Genomic DNA, 20,373 nt, shown 5'->3' with positions numbered 1-20,373 from the left:
GGAAAATGGTCATATTAGGAATTGGTCAATGGTATTAAATCAATTGATGATAGATGATCATTTTACAACTAGAATCAATCAATATTTAAGTAGCCAATCTTAACCAAGAAGGATGCAATTGTTCATATATTGCATAACCTTTTATATACTCAAAAAGCAGCAGTATTAAAGATAAGTTTTAACACTGCTGCTTATTAAATACAAGTTCTTTTAGTGACACTACAAGAAATAATCACAAACTTGAATAACCTATTTTTTAGTAATGTTTAAATTACTTACACACTTTTCTTGACAAACCCCTTTACTTTATTAAAACCACCTGACTTTCTTGCCAGGTGGTTTTACTCTTTATTTTAATATTTTTTCTAAATCTTTAAGATTATGAATAATATAATTAAGATTCATATCTGTTTTTAAGTAATCTGGATTATACCAACATGTGTCAATCTTTGCATTGATTCCGCCTTGCATGTCACTTGATAATGAATCTCCAATAATTAATGTTTTTCCTTTATCAAAATTTTTTATATGTTTAAAACAAAAATCAAAGAACTCTATTTTTGGTTTTTGATAACCAATTTCTTCTGAAATAAAAATCTTTTTAAAATACTTTCTTAAATCTAATAAATCTAAACGATTGTATTGCGTCCTTGCTACACCATTTGTTACTACATAAAGATCATATTCTTTATATAGTTCATTTAAAATTTCTAAAGCATATTCTATTAGATAAGCACCATCTCCTAAGTTTTTTTGGTATTCATCCTCAAATGCCACACCATCTTCATTAATTTTTAGTTGTTCAAATAATTTAACAAAACGTGTATAAACGACAGTATTTTTATCAATAAGACCAAGCTCAAAATTTTTCCATAATTTCTTATTAATAGTCTCATATATTTCAAATATCTCATCTGTTAATTCCAATTGATGATCTATAAATGTTTTGTGCAGTGCATAATCTTCTGCTTTTTTAAAATCCAGTAAAGTTCCATCTATATCAAATAGAAGAGTATTATATTCTTTCATTAAATTTCCTCCTAGTTAACCATTATATATAAAAATTAAAAAAAATAAATAAAAATGAGAATACACCAATAAATAACTGTTTAATACTAATTATGAAAAAATATTTCTATTAAATATAGATTTCTTCACCTGTTTTACGTAATATATTTAAAACGATACATTATTATTTGTATACGAGAAAGGAGAAAAGAAATGGGCATTTATCTCGCAGTTGATTTAAAATCATTTTATGCATCTGTTGAATGTATTGAAAGAAACTTAGATCCTTTAGATACGCATCTTGTTGTTGCTGATGCTTCACGTACTGAAAAAACAATATGTCTTGCTGTTTCTCCTTCCTTAAAGAAATATGGAATTTCCGGTAGAGCACGTTTGTTTGAAGTGGTACAAAAATTGAAACAAGTAAATAATCAAAGATTAAAAACGAGTCGATATTTTAGAAATGAGTCATTTCTAGAAAGTGACTTAAAAAAAGATGAACATTTAAAAATTAGTTATATTATTGCTACACCAAGAATGTCTCATTACATGGAATGGAGTAAAAAAATATATAAAATATATTTAAAATATGTGTCTCCAGAAGACATCCATGTTTATTCCATTGATGAAGTATTTATGGATATTACAAAATATTTATCTACTTCTAAAATGACTCCAAAAGAATTTGCCGCGCAAATTCTAAAGGATATTTATCATTCAACGGGATTAACGGCAACTGCTGGAATTGGCACAAATCTTTATTTAAGTAAAATAGCCATGGATATTGGTGCAAAACATATTAATTCAGAGAAAAATGATTTAAGAATTGCTTTATTAGATGAAAAGAGATATCGTCAGTTTCTTTGGAATCATAAACCCATTACAGATTTTTGGCGCGTTGGAAAAGGTTATGCTAAGAAACTGGAAAAAGAAGGTCTTTATACCATGGGAGACATCGCAAAATGTTCCGTAGGTGCAGATGATGAATACTATAATGAAAAGCTTTTGTATGATTTATTTGGCGTAAATGCTGAATTACTCATAGACCATGCTTGGGGCTATGAACCGTGCACCATGCAAGATATCAAACGATATAAACCTGAAAGAAATAGTATCGGTACAGGTCAAGTTTTAAGTTGTCCCTATAACTTTGAAAAAACAAAATTAATTGTAAAAGAAATGTTGGATTTATTAGCACTTGATTTGGTTGGAAAATCTCTTGTGACAAATCAAATCGTTCTTACAATAGGTTATGATAAAGATAATGATTATGATGGAGAAATGATGATTGATCGTTATAATCGGAAAATTCCTAAACATGCTCATGGAACAATTCACATAGATCGTTATACTTCTTCTTCAAAATTAATCACAAAAGAAGTTATGAAAAAAATTGATGTGCTTGTAAACAAAAAACTTCTTGTAAAAAGAATCAACATTACCGCATGTAATGTTATTTATGAAGAAGATGCAAAAGATATGATTTATCATGAACAGCTTGATTTATTCACAAATAATAAAGATATTAAATCTAAAACACAAAAAGAAAAACAAGCATTAGAAAAAGAAAAAAGACTACAAAAGGCAACAATTCAAATTAAACAAAAGTATGGTAAAAATGCAATTTTAAAAGGAATGAATCTTGAAGAAGGAGCAACAACTAAAGAAAGAAATGAAATTATAGGAGGACATAAAGCATAATGGCGACAATTAAAAATATTCATGACTATACAGATATCATAGAAACTTCTTATAAAAAATCAACAAAGTATAAACAGATGAAACGAAAGAATCGTGCTGCACAGTTTGCTCCCTTTGCTGCCTTAACAGGATATAAAGATATTATTCATGATACAGAACGCTTAACAGAAGAAAAAAGAATAATCGATGAAAATAAAAGAATGTTACTTGATCAAAAATTAAAACATTTTTTAAAAACACAAGAAATGATTAAAATAACGTATTTTAAAAAGGATGAAACAAAAACAGAGGGTTGTTATCTTTCTATTATGCAAAGTGTAAAAAGAATTGATGAACTTTATAAAACGGTGATATTAAATAATCAACAAATTATTGCTATTGAAGATATTTACGATTTAGAAGAAAAATAGTGTCTTGATTGCACTCTTTTTGTTGTAAGAGTATAATGTTTATAAAGAAAGAAGGGGTGAATATGAAGGATATGAATGCATTAAATCATAAGTTACAAACCATGACAAGGAAGGAGTTAGAGACAATTTGTAAAGCACATAATTGTAAAATCAATGATGAAAATTTGTCTATTGCTTTACAGTTGATGAAGAATAATCCTTCATCAATCCTAATCGAAGAATATCAAATAATATTTCTTATTGAATTAAAAAAAGAGACTTCAAAAGAAATATCTGATGAATTTAAAGATGTCTTAAAACATGACTTCATTCATGATATTGAATTACTTCATTAATAGCACGAAAGTGCTATTTTTGTTATGTTGATTTATGCTATAATGATGAAAATTAATGAGGAGATTAAAAATGAAAAAATTTCAAAATAGCATCATTGGAATCCTTTTAATCATTGTAGGAACTATTTTAGGATTAAATGCTTTTCATATAACACATATTAATTTATTTTTTGAAGGATGGTGGACACTTTTTATAATTATTCCATCTTTATGTGGAATATTTACAGAGCGTGATAAAACAGCAAGTCTCATTGGGTTATTTATAGGTGTTTATCTATTATTATCATGTCAGGGAATTATAAGTTTTCATTTCCTTTGGAAACTATTTTTACCACTTGTTCTTATAATTCTTGGTATTCAAATACTTTTTAAAAATTCTTTTTCTAAAAATAATTCATCTACTGAAGCAACGAATACTTTTTCAAATAAAAAATACAATTTTGATTATCAAACATATGCTGGTGGAAATTATGATGTGTCTTTTGGTGGAATGACACTTGATTTACGAAAAGCAAATTTTGAAAGTGAAACAATGATCAATGTTTCTGTACTATTTGCAGGGGTTGATCTCTATTTGCCTGAAGACGTCGATCTTCAAATAGAATCTTCAAGTTTTTTTGGTGGTGTGGATCGTCATCAAAGGACAAATAAAGAAAGTAATACAAAAATAGTTATTTTAAAAGCACATTGTGTTTTTGGTGGAATTAATATTAGATAAGGAGTAAAAGAATGAAAAGAAATTATCCAGAAATTATTATTTCAAATGAAGGTGTAACTTGGCTTGATAAAGGTCAAATGTGGATGTATAGAAACAATCTAGAAAAGTGTGATCCAAATATCAAAAATGGTGAACTTGTCGATATTGTGACAAATACAGGTCGTTATTTAGGGACAGGCTTTATTTCATTAAAAAGCCATATTACAGTTCGTATTTTATCTAAAAATCGTAATGAAATTATTGATCGAACTTTTTTTAAAAAGAGAATTCAACAAGCTTATGATTTTAGAAAAACAGTAGAGGGAGATAATCTAACAAATTGTCGTCTTATTTTTGGAGAAGCAGATTTATTACCAGGATTAGTAATTGATCGTTATAATGAAATTCTTGTCAGTCAAATAAGTTCATATGGGCTTGAACAAATAAAAGATATGATTTATGAAATAGTTTTAGATGTTCTTAGAAAAGATGGACAAGATGTTCAAGGAATTTATGAAAGAAACGATATTCAAATAAGAAGCAAGGAAGGTTTGGAACAATATAAAGGTTATTACAAAAATAAAAATTTACCAACGAAGACAATAATTAATGAAAATGGACTTTTATTAAATGTAGATGTAGAAAATGGACAAAAAACAGGATATTTCCTTGATCAAAAATCAAATCGTTATTTACTTAGAAAAATAGCTCATGGAAAACGTGTCGTTGATTGCTTTAGTCATACAGGTGGTTTTGCTTTAAATGCAGCTATGGGAAATGCCAAACATGTTGTTTCTGTTGACGTTTCTAAAACAGCTCTTGATCAAGGATATCAAAATGCTAAGCTTAATCATTTAGAAGATAAGATTGAATTTGTACAAGCAGATGTTTTTGATTATCTTGATGAATTAAAAGAAAATGAATTTGATATTATTGTTTTAGATCCACCAGCATTTACGAAATCAAGAAGAACGGTACAAAAAGCTTATAATGGTTATAAAAGAATTAATAAACAAACGATGAAGGTATTAAAGAATGGTGGTTATTTAATTTCATGTAGTTGTTCACGTTTTATGGAAACAGCAAACTTTGAAAAAATGCTTAGAGAAGCAGCAAGTGAAGCCGGCGTTATTTTAAAACAAGTTTCCGTAACACAACAAAACGCAGATCATCCTATTCTTTGGACAATGGAAGAAACATCTTATTTAAAATTCTATATTTTCCAAATTATTTAAGAGTTAGAGCTTTTCTAACTCTTTTCTAAATTATTTCCAAGGAAATAATTTATTGCAACAAATTTAGAGAAAGAATATAATAAAAATTGGGTGAAAAAAATGGATAAAAGTACAAATGCGGTGGCTTATGCCCCTGGTTATTATATAAGAGATATCTTAACAACATTAAATATTTCTTATAACGATTTTGCACAAAAGATGGATATGAATTTAGACGAAGTTACACAACTTATTTTAGGTGAATGTGAACTTACAGAAGGAATTGCTAAAAAATTAGAAGCCTTTTTTCATGTAGAAGCATCACGTTGGCTTACTTTAGAAAAGCAATATCGTATGACAAAGAAATGATTTCATTTCTTTTTTCTTTGCCAAAATATGCTTTCTAAGCATCATTAATTAAACAAGATAAGTATTGGAATAAAATAAATAAAGAAGTTAAAATAACACTATACGTTTGAGATATAGTAGATTGCAATATTATTATTGTACATAAACTAAAAAAAGAAATAAAATAACACATAGTGGAGGGATAATATGAAAAAAAAGAAAACATTTGATATGTTAAATGGTTCCATTTGGAACAAGCTTATACTTTTTGCACTTCCTTTAGCCGCAAGTAGTATTTTACAACAATTATTCAACGCAGCGGATGTTGCTGTTGTAGGAAGCTTTGCTGGAAGTGGGGCCTTAGCTGCCGTTGGAGCCAATGGTCCAATTATTAACTTATTGGTAAACTCTTTTGTAGGATTATCAGTAGGAGCCAATGTTGTCATTGCCTCATTCATTGGACAAAACGATGAAAAAAGAACATCACTTGCTGCACATACTTCAGTTACGATGTCGGTAATTATTGGAATAGTCTTATTATTTGTTGGATTCTTTTTTGCAAGACCAATTTTAGAGTTAATGTCAACACCAGAAGATATTATTAATCTTGCAGAAATTTATTTAAAAATTTATTTCTTAGGGGTTCCTTTTGTTATGCTTTATAACTTTGCTGCTGCTATTTTAAGAAGTAAAGGTGATACACAAAGACCTTTAATCGCTTTATTTATTGGTGGAGTGATTAATGTTATTTTAAATTTATTCTTTGTTGTTGTCTTACATATGTCAGTAGAAGGGGTTGCTATTGGTACAGTTATTTCTAATGTATTTAGTTCAATGATGTTACTTTATTGGTTAATGCATGAAACAGATGCTTTAAGAATTGATTTAAAACAATTAAAAATCAATGATCGAATCTTAAAAAGAATTGCAAAAATTGGGGTACCTGCTGGTTTACAAGGCATGGTCTTTTCTATTTCGAATGTCTGTATTCAATCATCATTAAATGCTTTAGGTTCAGATGCTATTGCTGCAAGTTCAGCTGCATTAAATTATGAGTACTTTGCATATTATATCTTAAGTTCATTTGCACAAGCAGCAGTTACTTTCATTGGACAAAACTATAGTGCTAAAAAATACGATCGTTGTAAAAAAATTACACTTCAATCTTTCCTATTAGGTGGGGTAACAACAATGGTTGCTTGTATGTTATTTGTAATCTTTGATCATTTCTTTATTAGTTTCTTTACATCAGATGTTTCTGTTGCAAGCTTAGCTTATACAAGAATGAAAATCATTTTACCATTCCAATTCCTTAATATGTCTATTGAAGTTTTTTCAAGTGTCATGAGAGGTGTTGGTTATTCAAGTGTTCCTGCTGGAATTTGTGTAGCAGGAATTTGTGGAGTCAGACTTGCTTACTTATATACAATTTATCCATCAATTGCTTCATATGATAATTTATTAATCATTTATCCAATCAGTTGGTTTGTTACAGTAGTAGCGTTAGCACTTGTTTATTTTATTCATGTACGACCAAAAGTCTATGCTCATCAAGCAGCAAATTAATGCTGCTTTTTTAATCTACGATACGTTTGTTTACTTTTAAAGAAAAAGTACATAGAATGCAAGTGAGGTGAAAATTATGAATCAAGAAAAAATAGGTGCATTTATTGCTAGAAGAAGAAAAGAAAAAAAGCTAACACAAGCTAAGCTTGCAAGTTATTTAGGGATAACTGATCGAGCCGTATCTAAATGGGAAAGAGGCAAAGGATTACCTGATCCAGTTTATATGTTGGAATTGTGTAGATTGCTTGATATTTCAGTCAATGAACTTTTAACAGGAGAATTTATAGAAGAAACAAAGTACCAACAAAAAGCAGAAGATAATTTGTTGATTATGGCAAAGCAAGAAGTTAAACAAACAAAGAAAATGTTTTTTTATGAAAATGTGATAGGTATAGGTTCAACAATAATCTTTGCAATCTTAATTTTTATGTCTGTTTATTTTGTAGAAAATGGAGGAATAAAAATTTTATTATTTATTTTTGCTTTCTTATTTTTAATCACAGGTGTTTCGATTGCTTTAAAAATAGAAACAGAAGAAGGGTATTATGAATGTCAAAAATGTCATCATAAATATATTCCAAGTTATCGCCAAGTTTATTTTGCTATGCACATAGGTAGAACACGTTATATGAAATGTCCTCATTGTCAAAAAAGAAGTTGGCAAAAAAAGATTTATTCAAAATAGAAATTCGCTATAATAGAAATATAAAAAGAAAAGGAATTTGAAATATGAATAAACATGTAGAAAAAGCAAAAGAATTAAGAAATGCCACACCGATGGTTCACAATTGTGCCCAAACAATTATGGAAGTTTATGCCAATGATTTAGGAATCAACAAAGAACTTGCCAATCGCTTAGGATGTAACTTTGGTGGTGGTATGAAATGTGGAAGTGTCTGTGGAGCAATTACTAGCGGATTAATGGTATTAGGCGCTAAAGGAATTGATTCACCTGCAAAAGTAAATCATTTTATAAAGACGATTTCGAATAATCATAAAGGACTTGTTAATTGTACAGATTTACTAAAAGAAAATGCCAAAAAGGGAGGTCAAAAGAAACCCCATTGCGATGCCATGATTCAAGAAGTAATCGAATTAATAGATCAAATGGAGGAAGAAAATGATTGAAGAAATTGAAAAAGCAATGATCCTTTATACAAAAGGAAATAAAATCAAACATGATGTGGCACACTTTTTAAAAGTACATCAATATGCACGTCTTATCGGACGATTAGAACATTTAGAAAAAAGAGAACAAGATATTTTAGAAGTAGCGGCGATTGTGCATGATATTGCTTGTCCAATGTGTCGAGAAAAATATGGACATTGTGCAGGAAATCTACAAGAAAAAGAAGGACCAGCGCTTGTTAAAGAAGTATTAAAAGGTTTTCCTTTAGATCATGCTTTTGTAGAACGCGTTTGTTATCTTGTAGGACATCATCATACGTATCAAGATGTTAATGGGTTGGATTATCAAATATTATTAGAAGCTGATTTTTTAGTAAATGCGGATGAATCAAACTTAAAAAAGGAAGCTATTGAAAAAATGAAAATAAATGTTTTTAAAACAAAAACAGGAAAAGAATTACTAAATCATATTTATGAACTCTAAAATATGATATAATGAAAATCCTTGGCAGGGGCATGAAGAAGTGTGATATAAGTTACACTTCTTCTTTTTCATTTGACAAATAAATTTATTTAAGATATTGTTGATATATCAACTAACGGAGGCTTATTATGATAAAAATTGTTGCAGAAAATTATATTAAAGAAGAACATCAAAAAGAATTTTTAAAACTTACTAAAGAACTCATTATTTTAAGTAGAGAAGAAGCAGGAAACATTTCATATCATTTATATCAAGACATTCAAGATCCTTCACATTATACCTTTGTCGAAGAATGGCAAAATCAAGAAGCTATTGATTTACACAATCAAACAAAACATTTTACAACGATTGTTCCACAAATCAAAAGCTTTACATCAAAACCATCAAGAGCGGTTAAATATAAAGAGGTCCAATAATGAATACATTAGAAACAATCTTTTCAAGAAGCAGTGTTAGAAAATTTAAAGCTAAAAAAGTTAATCAAGAACATATAAAAACAATCCTAAAAGCAGGAATGTCTGGACCAACGTGTGTCAATTCAAAAGATTGGTCTTTTATTGTCGTTGATGATCAAAAAGTTTTAAAGAAAATGTATGAAGCAAACGGTGCACCTGCAAGACCATTACTTGGTTGTGCTTTTGCGGTATTGATTTGTGGAGATTATTCAAAAGCTTTTCAATATGCAAAAGATTACTATGTAGTCGATAGTTCAATTGCTGGACAAAATATGATTTTAGCAGCTTGGTCTTTAGGCATTGGTAGTGTTTGGCTTGGCACATGGCCACAAATGGATCGTGTCTTTGAACAAAGAAAACTTTTTGATTTACCTAAGGATCAAATTCCACATTCCATTATTGCTTTTGGATATCCAGAAGAAGTGAAAGAAAAGGAAGAATATTATGATGAATCAGTGGTTCATTATAATAAGTGGTAAAAAATGATTAAAGAAATAATTAAAGATGAATTCTTTTTAAAACAAAAATCAAAAGAATGTACAAAAGAAGATACCTATATTGCCCAAGAACTCTTAGAAACTATTCAAGCATATAAAGATCAATGTGTTGGCATGGCCGCAAATATGATTGGCTATCAAAAAACAATGATGGTTGTTTTAGACGAAGATGATTATCTAATTTTAATTAATCCTGTTATTTTAAAAACAAGTAATAAAATTTATATTGCAGAAGAAGGATGTCTTTCTTTACAAGGTGTAAGAAAAACACAAAGATATGAAAGTATTAAAGTGAGTTATTTAGATATAAATTTTAAAAAGAAAATTAAAACCTTCAAAGGCTATACAGCACAAATCATTCAACATGAACTTGATCATTTTGAAGGTAAAATTATTTAAGATCACATCTTTTAGGTGTGATCTTTTTATATCAAGTGTAGAAAAAATGAATGTATGATATAATAGTAATATCTAATCGTTTTAGAAATACATTATACTATTTAATATAAAGAACATATTAAAGGAATTTATAAATATGCAGGACAAATTCGAAATTATAATATAACGAAAAAAGAATATGTATTAGATGGTGCAACTGTCATGTATGGAAGTGCCTCGGAATTAAGAGCTATGTTAGAATATGATTTTTCACAGGAAAGGGAATTTAGTTATTATAGATTTAAAAAATAATATAAAGAAGAATTTATTGATTTTGCTTTTACATCTCTTTTGTTTTAAAAAAAGAGCAAAATAAAATTTATCAATCTATTCCCATATTTTGGGATAAGCGTTGCGGTAGACAAACTTTGATGCCTATCTTTTTTCTTTCTGTAAATTCTTTGACCTTAAGGGTATGATAAAGGATTTATGGAAATAAAAAAAATAGATACCAAGATAATACCTCAAAAAAATTAACAGCCAAAAGTAAAATCCAGGGAAATACCCCTGGCTTATTCATTGCCTAAGAAATCCACACAATTTTTAGTTACTTTATAAAATGAAATACTTCATGGTTTTATAATGTTTATTTTAAAAAAAATAATATTCTAAAATGAACTGTTTTTTAATTAATATCTTATTATCTATCCATGATTAATGAATTTACTCAAATTATTTTATTCTAAAGTATTTTATAATATTTAATCTTATTAATTGTCGAATAAAAGAGGAAATCTTGGAGCTAGTTCATTATATTTTGCAGATATAAAATCATTTTTTTGTTTTTCGATACTTATATGGTCTAATGCCCAAGAACCTACCAGTTTTGAGTTTTCTTCACTTGTAAACCATAGAGGGTAATTACCCCCACTATTTTCATCATTTCCTATACTTGCGAGCAAAGCTAATGGATGCATACATCTGTTATGCTTAACATCATTATTTAACTCATAATAATCTTTTAAATAAACGTATTCTTTTTTTGAATGATTAACCAAATACATTTTATTAATATCTTCTATTAAATTAATATTCATATCTAATTCCTCATTGCCTTGATTCCATGCAACATCATATGCTTTATTACCTGAAGCATAATCACCTACGAAGGCAACAATTTGTGGATTTTGGTAAATCATTGTACAAATCGTAGCAACATAAGATTGATGCATATATCCAAATTCCATCATTTTTCCTAAACTCTTTGATGCGCTATTTTCTACATACGCTTTGAAATATTGTCCCATATCATTTTCTCCTTATAATCTAAATATTACTCTTAAATTATATTTTATGAGATATAAAAAATCATTAGACAGATAGTCCAATGATTTGAATAAACTGTGATTTTTGATCAAAGATATGTTTTACACTATTTTATTATTTCTTCAATAAGGTTATTGATAGCTTCAAGATTTTCATCTTTATAGGTTGATTTGATCGTAACTGTATTTTCACAAATTGTGATGTTTTTCATAGGACTTAATAAGTCTTTCATTACTTTGTTTGCTAGTGGTGCCCAAGAACCATTTTCAATAAGACCTACTTTTTTATTTTGATAACCTTTATGTTGTAATCTATGTAAGAAATCTTCCATTGGCGCAAAGACACCACCATCATAAGTTGCCCCTGCTAAAATCATTTTAGAATATCTAAAGGCATCTTCAACAGCTTCTGCCATATCATCTCTTGTAAGATCAGTAAAAGCAACTTTAACACCTTTTTCTTTTAATAAATCAACGATTTTTAAAGCGACTTCTTTGGTATTGCCATGAATAGAAGCACTGGCTACTAAAACTCCTTCATCTTCACTTTGATAGCTACTCCAAATTTGATATTTATTAAGATAATAATCTAAATTATCTTTTAAAATAGGACCATGTAAAGGACAAATCATTTCAATATCTAAAGTACTTGCTTTCTTTAATAAAGCTTGTACAGGAGCGCCATATTTACCAACAATATTAAAATAATAACGTCTTGCTTCACAAGCCCAATCTTCTTCATGTGCTAAAGCCCCAAATTTTCCAAAACCATCAGCTGAGAATAACACTTTTTCAGTGGTTTCATATTCAATCATTACTTCAGGCCAATGAACCATCGGTGCCATAATAAATTTCAAATGATGATTTCCTAAATCTAATTCTTCTCCTTCTTTAACCACAATACATCTTTCATCTAATCCTTCAATATTAAAAAATTGAGGAAGCATCGCTTTTGCTTTGGCACTTAAAACAAGTTTTGCTTCTTTATACTTTTCTGTAAATAATTGAATATTTGCGGAATGATCAGGTTCTAAATGAGAAACAATCAAATAATCAGGAACACGTTCCTTTAATTCCTTATCTAAATTATCAAACCATTCTTTTGTCTTTCTTGCATCAACTGTATCCATAACTGCAATCTTTTCATCTAAAATAAGATAAGAGTTATAACTAACTCCATTAGGTACAATATATTGACTTTCAAAAAGATCAAGTGTTGTATCATCAACCCCAATATATTTAATCGAATCACTAATTATAACATTATTCATAAAAATCCTCCTTTTAGTCATTATAACACTAATTTCTTAATGAAATATTGTTTTCGTGGTATGAAAATAATATTTTATAAAAATTTTTTGCCAAAAATAAAGGAGAGATATATTATTATCGATAAAATCAGAGTATTAAGGAGTATGTTATGAGAAAAATAGCTATTTGTGATGATAGTAAATTGGATCGACAGCTTTTAAAAGTTGCTATACAAACATATTTTGAAAACAATGAAGAAGAATTTAAAATCTTTGAATATGAATCAGGAGATAATTTATTAGCTGATATTGAAGAAGGATATATTGAAGTAGAACTCTTATTTCTAGATATCATTATGAATGGAACAAATGGAATGAAGATAGCTAGAAAATTAAGAGATATTCAATTTAAAGCACCAATCATCTTTCTTACAGCTTATGCATACTATGCGGTAGAAAGTTATGAAGTACAGGCAGCAGGATATTTGTTAAAACCTTATGATACAAATAAATTAACATTGCTTTTAGATGAAATATTACAAAGAAGTGTTCAAAAAAAGAATTGCTGTTAAAGTTAAAAGACAACATCGGTATCTTGAAATTAATGATATTATGTATGTTGAAAGTGATAAACATGTATTAAATATTCATTTAAAAGATAGTAGAGTGATTCAAACAACAGAAAAGTTGAGTGAATTAGAAAAAACGATTAATTCAAAAAGATTTATTCGTTGTTACCAAAGTTATCTTGTTAATATGGATTATATAAAAGATGCAAAAACAGATTTTATTCTTAGTAATGATATAAGAATACCAATTAGAGTAAGAGGACGAAAAGAAATTATTGAAAGATATCATAAGTATTATAGTGCAGAAAGAATGAATGATCATTTATAAGGTACAATTGTTAGTTAATAAAACAATTGTACTTTTTAACATGTGGAAAAGTCTTTTATGGAAGAGGATTGTCACCCAAAATAGGATACATTAAAATAGAAATGTATTTTAATGCTTTTTAAGTTGGAGAAATTTTGAAATTTATAAAATGATGTAATAAATAGAATTTGATTATAATTGTAGTTATATTATATGTCAAAATTCAAAGAACAAATTTGTCAATTTATTCTTCTGTTAAAAGCATTCAAAGTAATTTAAAACATTTATCATGGGTTGCTCAAAGAGTTGCGGCAGGTGATTATAAACAACATGTTTCAAGCTTAGGACGCTTTTCTGATTCATTTAATGAAATGATTGATCAATTAAGCCATTATCGAGAAAAGATGGAACATATCAGTAATACAGATGTCTTAACGGGAATTGCGAATCGACGCGCTTTTAATCAAATGATTAAAAAGCTTTGGGATAAAGATATTCCTTGTGCCGTTGTATTTATTGATATTGATGGTTTGAAGTATGTAAATGATGATTATGGTCATTCTGAAGGAAATCACTATATTAAAGAAGTATGTCAAATCTTGAAAATGAATTTAAAAGAAGATGAATTGATTTTTAGAATTGGTGGGGACGAACTACTTATTTTATTAAAAAAAGAAGATGCATATACATGTGAGGAACGTCTACTAGAAATACGCTTACAATTTAGAAAAGAAATGAAAAGAAAGTACCGTATCCATGTGATTTTAGTTTTGGTTGTGTGGATATTGATAAAAAAGAAAACAAAACAATTAATGAATATTTAAGTCTTGCTGATAAAAAAATGTATCATTTTAAAATGATACATTATATTGATCAAAGACGATCTAAATACAGTAATTATATTGATAAAAGTGGTTTAGATAGTCGTATTTTTGATGCTTTTTCTCAAACATCAATCAACTGCTATGCTTATATATGTAATATGGAAACAAATGTTTCAAGATGGTTCAAGCTGTCAAAGACTTTGAATTACCTTATGAATATATGTATGATGCAGGTAAAATATGTGAAGAATATATTCATCCAGATGATTGTAAAGAATACGAAGAAGATATTGAAGCAGTTTTCTCCGGAAAGAAAGAATATCATGATTTAACATATCATGCACGTTTAAAAAAATGGTAAATATATAAAATGTCGTTGTGAAGGATATGTCTTAAGAGGAAGAACGGCTAAAGAACTTAACATTACATAATTGTTTCGGCTGTTTTTTTTAAAATCATTTTATGTTAGATCAGCAACAGATTCTAATAAAAGCCAAGACGACAACCATAGATTGTTAAAAGAATATCCATCATTAAAGTAAGTGGTGTTAGTTCATGACAAAACAAAATAATCATGGCAAGACTTAAACCGGCAATAGAAAATCTATGGCCAATTGAAATAAATCAAACAAATTTCTTGAAACTAATAGAGCTAATAAGCATAGTAATAATAAATAAAAGTAAAAATTTTAAAGTACCAAAGTACTTTTTTTCTTGTGTCCGTTTTACAGGGTCCATTTTAATCCTTTAAAGAGGATATCTTTTTTTATTTTTTAGCACTTAAGTGTTGACAGTGCTAAAAAAATGAATATAATAAAATTAGCACTAGGGATAACGGAGTGCTAAAGGAGAGTGATAACATGGATATCGAAAAATTTACAGCCAAGATGCAAGAGGCAATTCAAAAAGCAAGTCAATTAGCACTAAGTTATAAACATCAAGTAATTGACATTGAACATGTATTGTATGTTTTATCGAATGATAGTAGTGGTATTTTTCCAAGGGTGTTATCTAAGCTAAATAAAGATAAAAATCATTTTATTCAAGTGTTAGAACAAAGGCTTCAACAAAAACCGACACTTGAAAATATTGATGTCAATAGCCTGAGAATAAGCTATAGCTTAAATGATTTACTTGCGAAAGCAAATAATCAAATGACATCGTTTAAAGATGAATATATGTCAGTAGAACATGTCATTATGGCATTATTTGAAATAAATGAAAATTGGGTCAAAGATTTATTGAACCAAGAAGGTATGAATAAAAAGGATACAAAAAAGGTAATTTTAGAAATGCGGGGTGATCATATGGTAGATAATCCAAATCCAGAAAATACTTATGAAGTATTAGAAAAATATGGACGTGACTTAACAAAAGATGTGGAAAATGGAAAATTAGATCCAGTTATTGGCCGTGATGATGAAATTCGTCGTGTCATTCAAATCTTGTCACGTAAAACAAAAAACAATCCAATTTTAATTGGTGAACCAGGTGTTGGTAAAACAGCCATCGTTGAAGGATTAGCATGGCGTATTTATAAAAATGATGTACCAATTTCTTTGCAAAATAAAACTTTATATGAACTTGATTTGGGTTCACTTGTTGCTGGGGCAAAATATCGTGGTGAATTTGAAGAAAGATTAAAAGCAGTTTTAGGTGAAATTAAAAAAGCAAATGGGAACATCATCTTATTTATTGATGAAATCCATCAATTAGTAGGTGCTGGAAAAACAGATGGTGCGATGGATGCCGCTAACTTATTAAAACCAATGTTAGCTCGTGGTGAACTTCATTGTATTGGAGCAACTACTTTAGATGAATATAGACAATATATTGAAAAAGATGCAGCTCTTGAAAGACGTTTCCAAAAGGTACAAGTTGATGAACCAACAATTGATGATAGTATTGCTATCTTACGTGGTTTAAAAGACTCTTTTGAAAGACACCATGGGGTTAAAATCAATGATAGTGCTATTATTGGGGCTGTTAATTTATCACAAAGATATATTACCGATCGTTTCTTACCAGATAAAGCAATCGATTTGATTGATGAAGCTTGTGCTTCGATTCGTATGGAGATTGATTCTTTACCTGAAGAATTAGATGGTATTACACGTGAAAAGAATCGATTAGAAATGGAAAGAATTTCGATTGAAAAAGAAGATAGTAATGAAGATAATGTAAAACGTTTAAATGATATTAAAGAACGTATTGCTTCTTTAACTGAACAAGAAACAGCTTTAAAAGCTAAATGGAAAGAAGAAAAATCTTCATTAGATCATATTAAAGAATTAAAAAATCAAAAAAATAAACTGGTAGCTTTACAAGATAAATATATGCAAGAAGGAAATTTACAAGAAGCCTCTAAACTTCAATATGGTGAAATTCCTAAAATAACAAAAGAAATTGCTGAACTTGAAGCAAAAGAATCGGATGATGCTTTACTTCAAGAAAAAGTAACAGTTGATAACGTATCAGAAGTTATTTCAAGATGGACAGGTATTCCAATGAATAAATTAATGGCTTCTGAAAGAGAAAAACTTTTAGCTTTGGATGATACATTAAAAGTACGTGTTATTGGACAAGATGATGCTATTACGAAAGTGACAGATGCCATCTTACGTAGTCGAGCTGGTATCAATGATGAAGAAAAACCAATTGGTTCCTTCTTATTCTTAGGTCCAACAGGTGTTGGTAAAACAGAAGTGGCAAAAGCATTAGCTGAACAATTGTTTGATACAGAAAAGAATATTGTGCGTATTGATATGTCTGAATATATGGAAAAATTTAGTGTTTCGCGTTTAGTAGGGGCTCCACCAGGATATGTTGGCTATGAAGAAGGCGGACAATTAACAGAAGCAGTAAGACGTCATCCTTATAGTATTGTTTTATTAGATGAAATTGAAAAAGCACATCCTGATGTATTCAATATCCTGCTTCAAGTCTTAGATGATGGACGTATTACAGATAGTAAAGGAAATACAGTAAGCTTTAAAAATACAATTATTATTATGACAAGTAATATTGGTTCTCAATATTTATTAGAAGGTAATAATGAAGAAAACAGAAAACTTGTAAAAGAAGAACTAAAAGCTCACTTTAAACCAGAATTTTTAAATCGTATTGATGAAATTGTTATGTTCAATTCATTAGATGGTTCTGTAGTAAGAAAAATCATTGATAAATTTATTGGTCAATTAGTTCATCGTTTACAAGATAAAAAGATTACCATTTCTTTAACAGACCAAGCTTATCAAATGATTCAAGAAGAAGGTTTTGATCCAATCTATGGGGCAAGACCATTAAAGAGATTTATTCAATCTGAAATTGAAACAAAACTTGCTAAAGAAATTATTAAAGGAACAGTTCATCAAGGACAACATGTAGAAGTTGATTATCAAGATGGATTTGTTTTAAAAGCACAATAATGTAAAGAAGTAGCAATAAAAAAGCTACTTCTTTTTATTTGTGTTAAAATACGCATGAAAAGAGGAATTATATGAAATATATTTTTATAAGACATGGGAAAACTCATTTTAATGAAATAGGATTAAAACAAGGATGGTGTGATTCACCTCTTACTAAAGAAGGTATTCAACAAATTGAAAAAATGTCCCAACTTTTAAAAGATGAAAAGATTACAAAAGCCTATACTTCACCAACATTAAGAGCAAAACAAACAGCCCAAATTATTTTAAAAGAACATGATGTTCTTTTACATGAAGATGAAAGACTAAAAGAAGTAAACTTTGGAGTCCTTGAAGGACTTCCTTGTTCCTTTGTTGATACCCTTCATTTAGAATCACCATCTTGGCTGGATGACTTAGAAATGGATTATACAAGCTATCAAGGTGAAAATATAGACGATGTTATTATAAGACAACAAAAAGTGCTAAAAGAAATAGAAAAAATAAGTAATGAAGAAGATTGTATTGTTGTAGTGGGTCATGGTTGTTCATTATATGCACTCATCAAAACACTTTTAAAAGATGAAAAAATAGCTTTTCCAGGAAATGCAAGTGCCTATATTCTTTGTAAAAAGAATAATGAGTATAAGCTAGAAAAATATTTAAGACTATAAATAAAAAATGATGTTAAAATCATCTAAATTTAACAAGAATTTCCTTGACATGCTAGGCATATAATGATAATATCTACGTGCAATAAAAAGTAGTGGAAAGAAGAAGTGCCTACTTCTCGCCTGATTGATTTTGTCAATAGGCAAATGTCACTAAGATTTAGATCTTAATGTCAATGTGGGTACTCAGTGTGCTCACTTTTTATTTCAACTATAAATAATTGGAGGTGGCTTTTATTAGCAGATTTGATAACAGAAAACCAAAACAACCTGATGATTTAGTAAACGAAAGAGTTCGTTTCAAGGAAGTATTGGTTATTGATCAAAACGGAGATCAATTAGGGGTTAAAAGTAGTAGAGAAGCTTTAAATATTGCTTACGATGCAAACTTAGATTTAGTTTGTGTAGCACCTAATGCGAAACCACCAGTATGTCGTATCATGGACTTTGGTAAATATCGTTTTGAACAACAAAAGAAAGCAAGAGAAATGAAGAAAAACTCTAAAGTCGTAACTTTAAAGGAAACACAATTATCAGTAACTATTGATACTCATGATAAAAATGTTAAATTAAAAAGAACATTAAAATGGTTAGAAGAAGGAAACAAAGTTAAAGTTGCAATTCGTTTTAGAGGAAGACAACTTGCACACGTTGATTTGGGTAAAAAAGTTATTGATGACTTTGTTGAAGAATGTGCAGAAGTTGGTCAAATTGAAAAACCAGCTAAATTAGAAGGACGTACTTTAACAGCTATATTAGCACCAAAAAAGAAAAAATAATTAGCGGAGGAAATAATTATGCCAAAAATTAAAACACATAGCGGATTAAAAAAACGTTTAAAAAGAACAGGTAGTGGAAAATTAAAACGTAGCCATGCTTACGTTTCTCACTTATCACACAATAAAACTCATAAACAAAAGAAACACTTAGCAAAAGCTACAGTAGTAAGTGCTTCAGATTACAAGAGAATTAAATCAAGATTACCTAAATAATTTTAGTTAAAAATAAAAACAGGAGGAATACACAATGGCAAGAGTTAAAGGTGGATATACAACTAGACATAGAAGAAAAAAAGTTATTAAATTAGCCAAAGGATATTTTGGAGCTAAACATAAATTATATAAAACTGCTCATGAACAAGTAATGCACTCAATGGCATATGCTTATAGAGACAGAAGAAACTTAAAAAGAAATATGAGAAAATTATGGATTGCACGTATTAACGCTGCAGCTAGAATGAATGATATCTCATATTCTAAATTAATGCACGGTTTAAAATTAGCTAACGTTGAAATCAACAGAAAAATGTTATCTGAAATCGCAATCTGCGATCCAGAAGGTTTCACAGCTATCGTTGAAACAGCTAAAAAAGCTTTAAATGCTTAATAATTCAGGACCAACATAGGTTGGTCTTTTTTTATTATCATATTTGTTGACACTTAAAAGAAATAGGTATACCCTTAAATCATAGTAAAACTATAGGAATAAGGAGAAATAAAAAATATGAGCGAAATTAAAAACGGTTTTTTAGATCTTGTAGGTCAAACACCATTAGTCAGATTAAATAACTTAATTAAAAAAGAAGGATTAGAAGCAGATGTACTCGCAAAACTAGAATACTTCAATCCTGCAGGATCTGTAAAAGACAGAATTGCAAAAGAAATGATCCTAGATGCTATGGAAAAAGGATTGATCAATGAAAATACAACATTGATTGAACCAACAAGTGGAAATACAGGGATTGGACTTTCAGCGGTAGCGACATCATTGAATCTAAAGATCATTATTACTATGCCAGA

General features: G+C 28.8%; 26 protein-coding genes. 23 read left to right on the top strand and 3 right to left on the bottom strand.

Annotated features, from left to right (window positions below; all coding sequences use genetic code 11):
* Nucleotides 1-348: 348 nt before the first annotated feature.
* Nucleotides 349-1,029: a YjjG family noncanonical pyrimidine nucleotidase gene (locus C7U55_RS12375; RefSeq protein WP_106988824.1), complete on the bottom strand. Its 681-nt coding sequence runs from the start codon at nt 1,027-1,029 to the stop codon at nt 349-351.
* A 192-nt stretch (nt 1,030-1,221) separates the two neighbouring features.
* Here C7U55_RS12375 and C7U55_RS12370 point away from each other — a divergent pair, with 192 nt between their 5' ends.
* The 13 genes from C7U55_RS12370 (at nt 1,222) to C7U55_RS12310 (ending at nt 10,242) form a co-directional block, all read left to right on the top strand.
* On the top strand, nt 1,222-2,709 hold the full coding sequence (locus C7U55_RS12370) for a Y-family DNA polymerase (protein WP_106988823.1): 1,488 nt from the start codon (nt 1,222-1,224) through the stop codon (nt 2,707-2,709).
* Entirely contained in the window at nt 2,709-3,119 is a 411-nt protein-coding gene (locus C7U55_RS12365; RefSeq protein WP_106988822.1) for a hypothetical protein, read from the top strand. The genes C7U55_RS12370 and C7U55_RS12365 overlap by 1 nt, the downstream gene beginning before the upstream one ends.
* A 62-nt stretch (nt 3,120-3,181) precedes the next feature.
* Nucleotides 3,182-3,454, top strand: a complete 273-nt coding sequence (locus C7U55_RS12360; protein ID WP_158565596.1) for a DUF2624 family protein — start codon at nt 3,182-3,184, stop codon at nt 3,452-3,454.
* A gap of 70 nt (nt 3,455-3,524) precedes the next feature.
* A complete protein-coding gene (locus C7U55_RS12355; protein ID WP_162297456.1) occupies nt 3,525-4,172 on the top strand; it encodes a LiaF transmembrane domain-containing protein in 648 nt (215 codons plus the stop codon).
* 11 nt (nt 4,173-4,183) lie between these two features.
* Nucleotides 4,184-5,386, top strand: coding sequence for a class I SAM-dependent rRNA methyltransferase (locus tag C7U55_RS12350; protein WP_106988819.1), 1,203 nt, complete (start codon nt 4,184-4,186; stop codon nt 5,384-5,386).
* 99 nt (nt 5,387-5,485) lie between these two features.
* The gene (locus C7U55_RS12345) at nt 5,486-5,734 is read left to right on the top strand and encodes a helix-turn-helix transcriptional regulator (protein ID WP_106988818.1); all 249 of its coding nucleotides are present in this window, start codon (nt 5,486-5,488) and stop codon (nt 5,732-5,734) included.
* Nucleotides 5,735-5,920: 186 nt separating this feature from the next.
* Nucleotides 5,921-7,279 carry an MATE family efflux transporter gene (locus C7U55_RS12340; protein ID WP_106988817.1) on the top strand — a complete coding sequence of 453 codons (1,359 nt, stop codon included), beginning with the start codon at nt 5,921-5,923 and terminating at the stop codon, nt 7,277-7,279.
* Nucleotides 7,280-7,355: 76 nt separating this feature from the next.
* Nucleotides 7,356-7,964: a helix-turn-helix domain-containing protein gene (locus C7U55_RS12335; RefSeq protein WP_106988816.1), complete on the top strand. Its 609-nt coding sequence runs from the start codon at nt 7,356-7,358 to the stop codon at nt 7,962-7,964.
* Between the two features lie 44 nt (nt 7,965-8,008).
* Complete coding sequence (locus C7U55_RS12330; protein WP_106988815.1) at nt 8,009-8,407, top strand: C-GCAxxG-C-C family protein; 399 nt, start codon at nt 8,009-8,011, stop codon at nt 8,405-8,407.
* Nucleotides 8,400-8,891 carry an HD domain-containing protein gene (locus tag C7U55_RS12325; protein WP_106988814.1) on the top strand — a complete coding sequence of 164 codons (492 nt, stop codon included), beginning with the start codon at nt 8,400-8,402 and terminating at the stop codon, nt 8,889-8,891. The genes C7U55_RS12330 and C7U55_RS12325 overlap by 8 nt, the downstream gene beginning before the upstream one ends.
* Nucleotides 8,892-9,019: 128 nt before the next feature.
* Nucleotides 9,020-9,307: a putative quinol monooxygenase gene (locus C7U55_RS12320; RefSeq protein WP_106988813.1), complete on the top strand. Its 288-nt coding sequence runs from the start codon at nt 9,020-9,022 to the stop codon at nt 9,305-9,307.
* Complete coding sequence (locus C7U55_RS12315; RefSeq protein WP_106988812.1) at nt 9,307-9,825, top strand: nitroreductase family protein; 519 nt, start codon at nt 9,307-9,309, stop codon at nt 9,823-9,825. Before C7U55_RS12320 ends, C7U55_RS12315 begins: the two co-directional genes overlap by 1 nt.
* A gap of 3 nt (nt 9,826-9,828) precedes the next feature.
* Entirely contained in the window at nt 9,829-10,242 is a 414-nt protein-coding gene (locus C7U55_RS12310; RefSeq protein ID WP_106988811.1) for a peptide deformylase, read from the top strand.
* 749 nt (nt 10,243-10,991) lie between these two features.
* On the opposite strand, the gene C7U55_RS12300 is transcribed toward C7U55_RS12310, so the two are convergent.
* Nucleotides 10,992-11,528: a hypothetical protein gene (locus C7U55_RS12300; protein WP_106988810.1), complete on the bottom strand. Its 537-nt coding sequence runs from the start codon at nt 11,526-11,528 to the stop codon at nt 10,992-10,994.
* Between the two features lie 125 nt (nt 11,529-11,653).
* Nucleotides 11,654-12,817, bottom strand: coding sequence for an FprA family A-type flavoprotein (locus C7U55_RS12295; RefSeq protein ID WP_106988809.1), 1,164 nt, complete (start codon nt 12,815-12,817; stop codon nt 11,654-11,656).
* A gap of 149 nt (nt 12,818-12,966) precedes the next feature.
* Between C7U55_RS12295 and C7U55_RS12290 the strand changes: the two genes are divergently transcribed.
* From C7U55_RS12290 to C7U55_RS12245, 10 genes are all read left to right on the top strand, one after another.
* Entirely contained in the window at nt 12,967-13,368 is a 402-nt protein-coding gene (locus C7U55_RS12290; protein WP_106988808.1) for a LytR/AlgR family response regulator transcription factor, read from the top strand.
* The gene (locus tag C7U55_RS12285; RefSeq protein ID WP_162297455.1) at nt 13,343-13,693 is read left to right on the top strand and encodes a LytR/AlgR family response regulator transcription factor; all 351 of its coding nucleotides are present in this window, start codon (nt 13,343-13,345) and stop codon (nt 13,691-13,693) included. The genes C7U55_RS12290 and C7U55_RS12285 overlap by 26 nt, the downstream gene beginning before the upstream one ends.
* Nucleotides 13,694-13,908: 215 nt before the next feature.
* The gene (locus C7U55_RS12280) at nt 13,909-14,496 is read left to right on the top strand and encodes a sensor domain-containing diguanylate cyclase (protein ID WP_106988806.1); all 588 of its coding nucleotides are present in this window, start codon (nt 13,909-13,911) and stop codon (nt 14,494-14,496) included.
* 178 nt (nt 14,497-14,674) lie between these two features.
* On the top strand, nt 14,675-14,857 hold the full coding sequence (locus C7U55_RS12275) for a hypothetical protein (RefSeq protein ID WP_048924316.1): 183 nt from the start codon (nt 14,675-14,677) through the stop codon (nt 14,855-14,857).
* Nucleotides 14,858-15,356: 499 nt separating this feature from the next.
* The gene (gene clpB / locus C7U55_RS12270; RefSeq protein ID WP_106988805.1) at nt 15,357-17,924 is read left to right on the top strand and encodes an ATP-dependent chaperone ClpB; all 2,568 of its coding nucleotides are present in this window, start codon (nt 15,357-15,359) and stop codon (nt 17,922-17,924) included.
* Nucleotides 17,925-17,995: 71 nt separating this feature from the next.
* Nucleotides 17,996-18,577: a histidine phosphatase family protein gene (locus C7U55_RS12265; RefSeq protein WP_106988804.1), complete on the top strand. Its 582-nt coding sequence runs from the start codon at nt 17,996-17,998 to the stop codon at nt 18,575-18,577.
* 218 nt (nt 18,578-18,795) lie between these two features.
* Nucleotides 18,796-19,353, top strand: a complete 558-nt coding sequence (gene infC / locus C7U55_RS12260) for a translation initiation factor IF-3 (protein WP_106988803.1) — start codon at nt 18,796-18,798, stop codon at nt 19,351-19,353.
* Nucleotides 19,354-19,371: 18 nt separating this feature from the next.
* The gene (gene rpmI, locus C7U55_RS12255; protein WP_048924320.1) at nt 19,372-19,566 is read left to right on the top strand and encodes a 50S ribosomal protein L35; all 195 of its coding nucleotides are present in this window, start codon (nt 19,372-19,374) and stop codon (nt 19,564-19,566) included.
* Nucleotides 19,567-19,600: 34 nt separating this feature from the next.
* A complete protein-coding gene (rplT, locus tag C7U55_RS12250) occupies nt 19,601-19,960 on the top strand; it encodes a 50S ribosomal protein L20 (RefSeq protein ID WP_022002087.1) in 360 nt (119 codons plus the stop codon).
* 117 nt (nt 19,961-20,077) lie between these two features.
* Nucleotides 20,078-20,373: pyridoxal-phosphate dependent enzyme (locus C7U55_RS12245; RefSeq protein WP_146139611.1), on the top strand; the 296-nt coding region annotated here is incomplete at its 3' end.

The sequence above is a fragment of the Faecalibacillus faecis genome, assembly GCF_003024675.1.
GTDB classification, from domain to species: Bacteria; Bacillota_I; Bacilli_A; order Erysipelotrichales; family Coprobacillaceae; genus Faecalibacillus; species Faecalibacillus faecis.
Note: the sequence above shows the minus strand (reverse complement) of the source record. Positions and strands in the feature narration are given on the sequence as shown.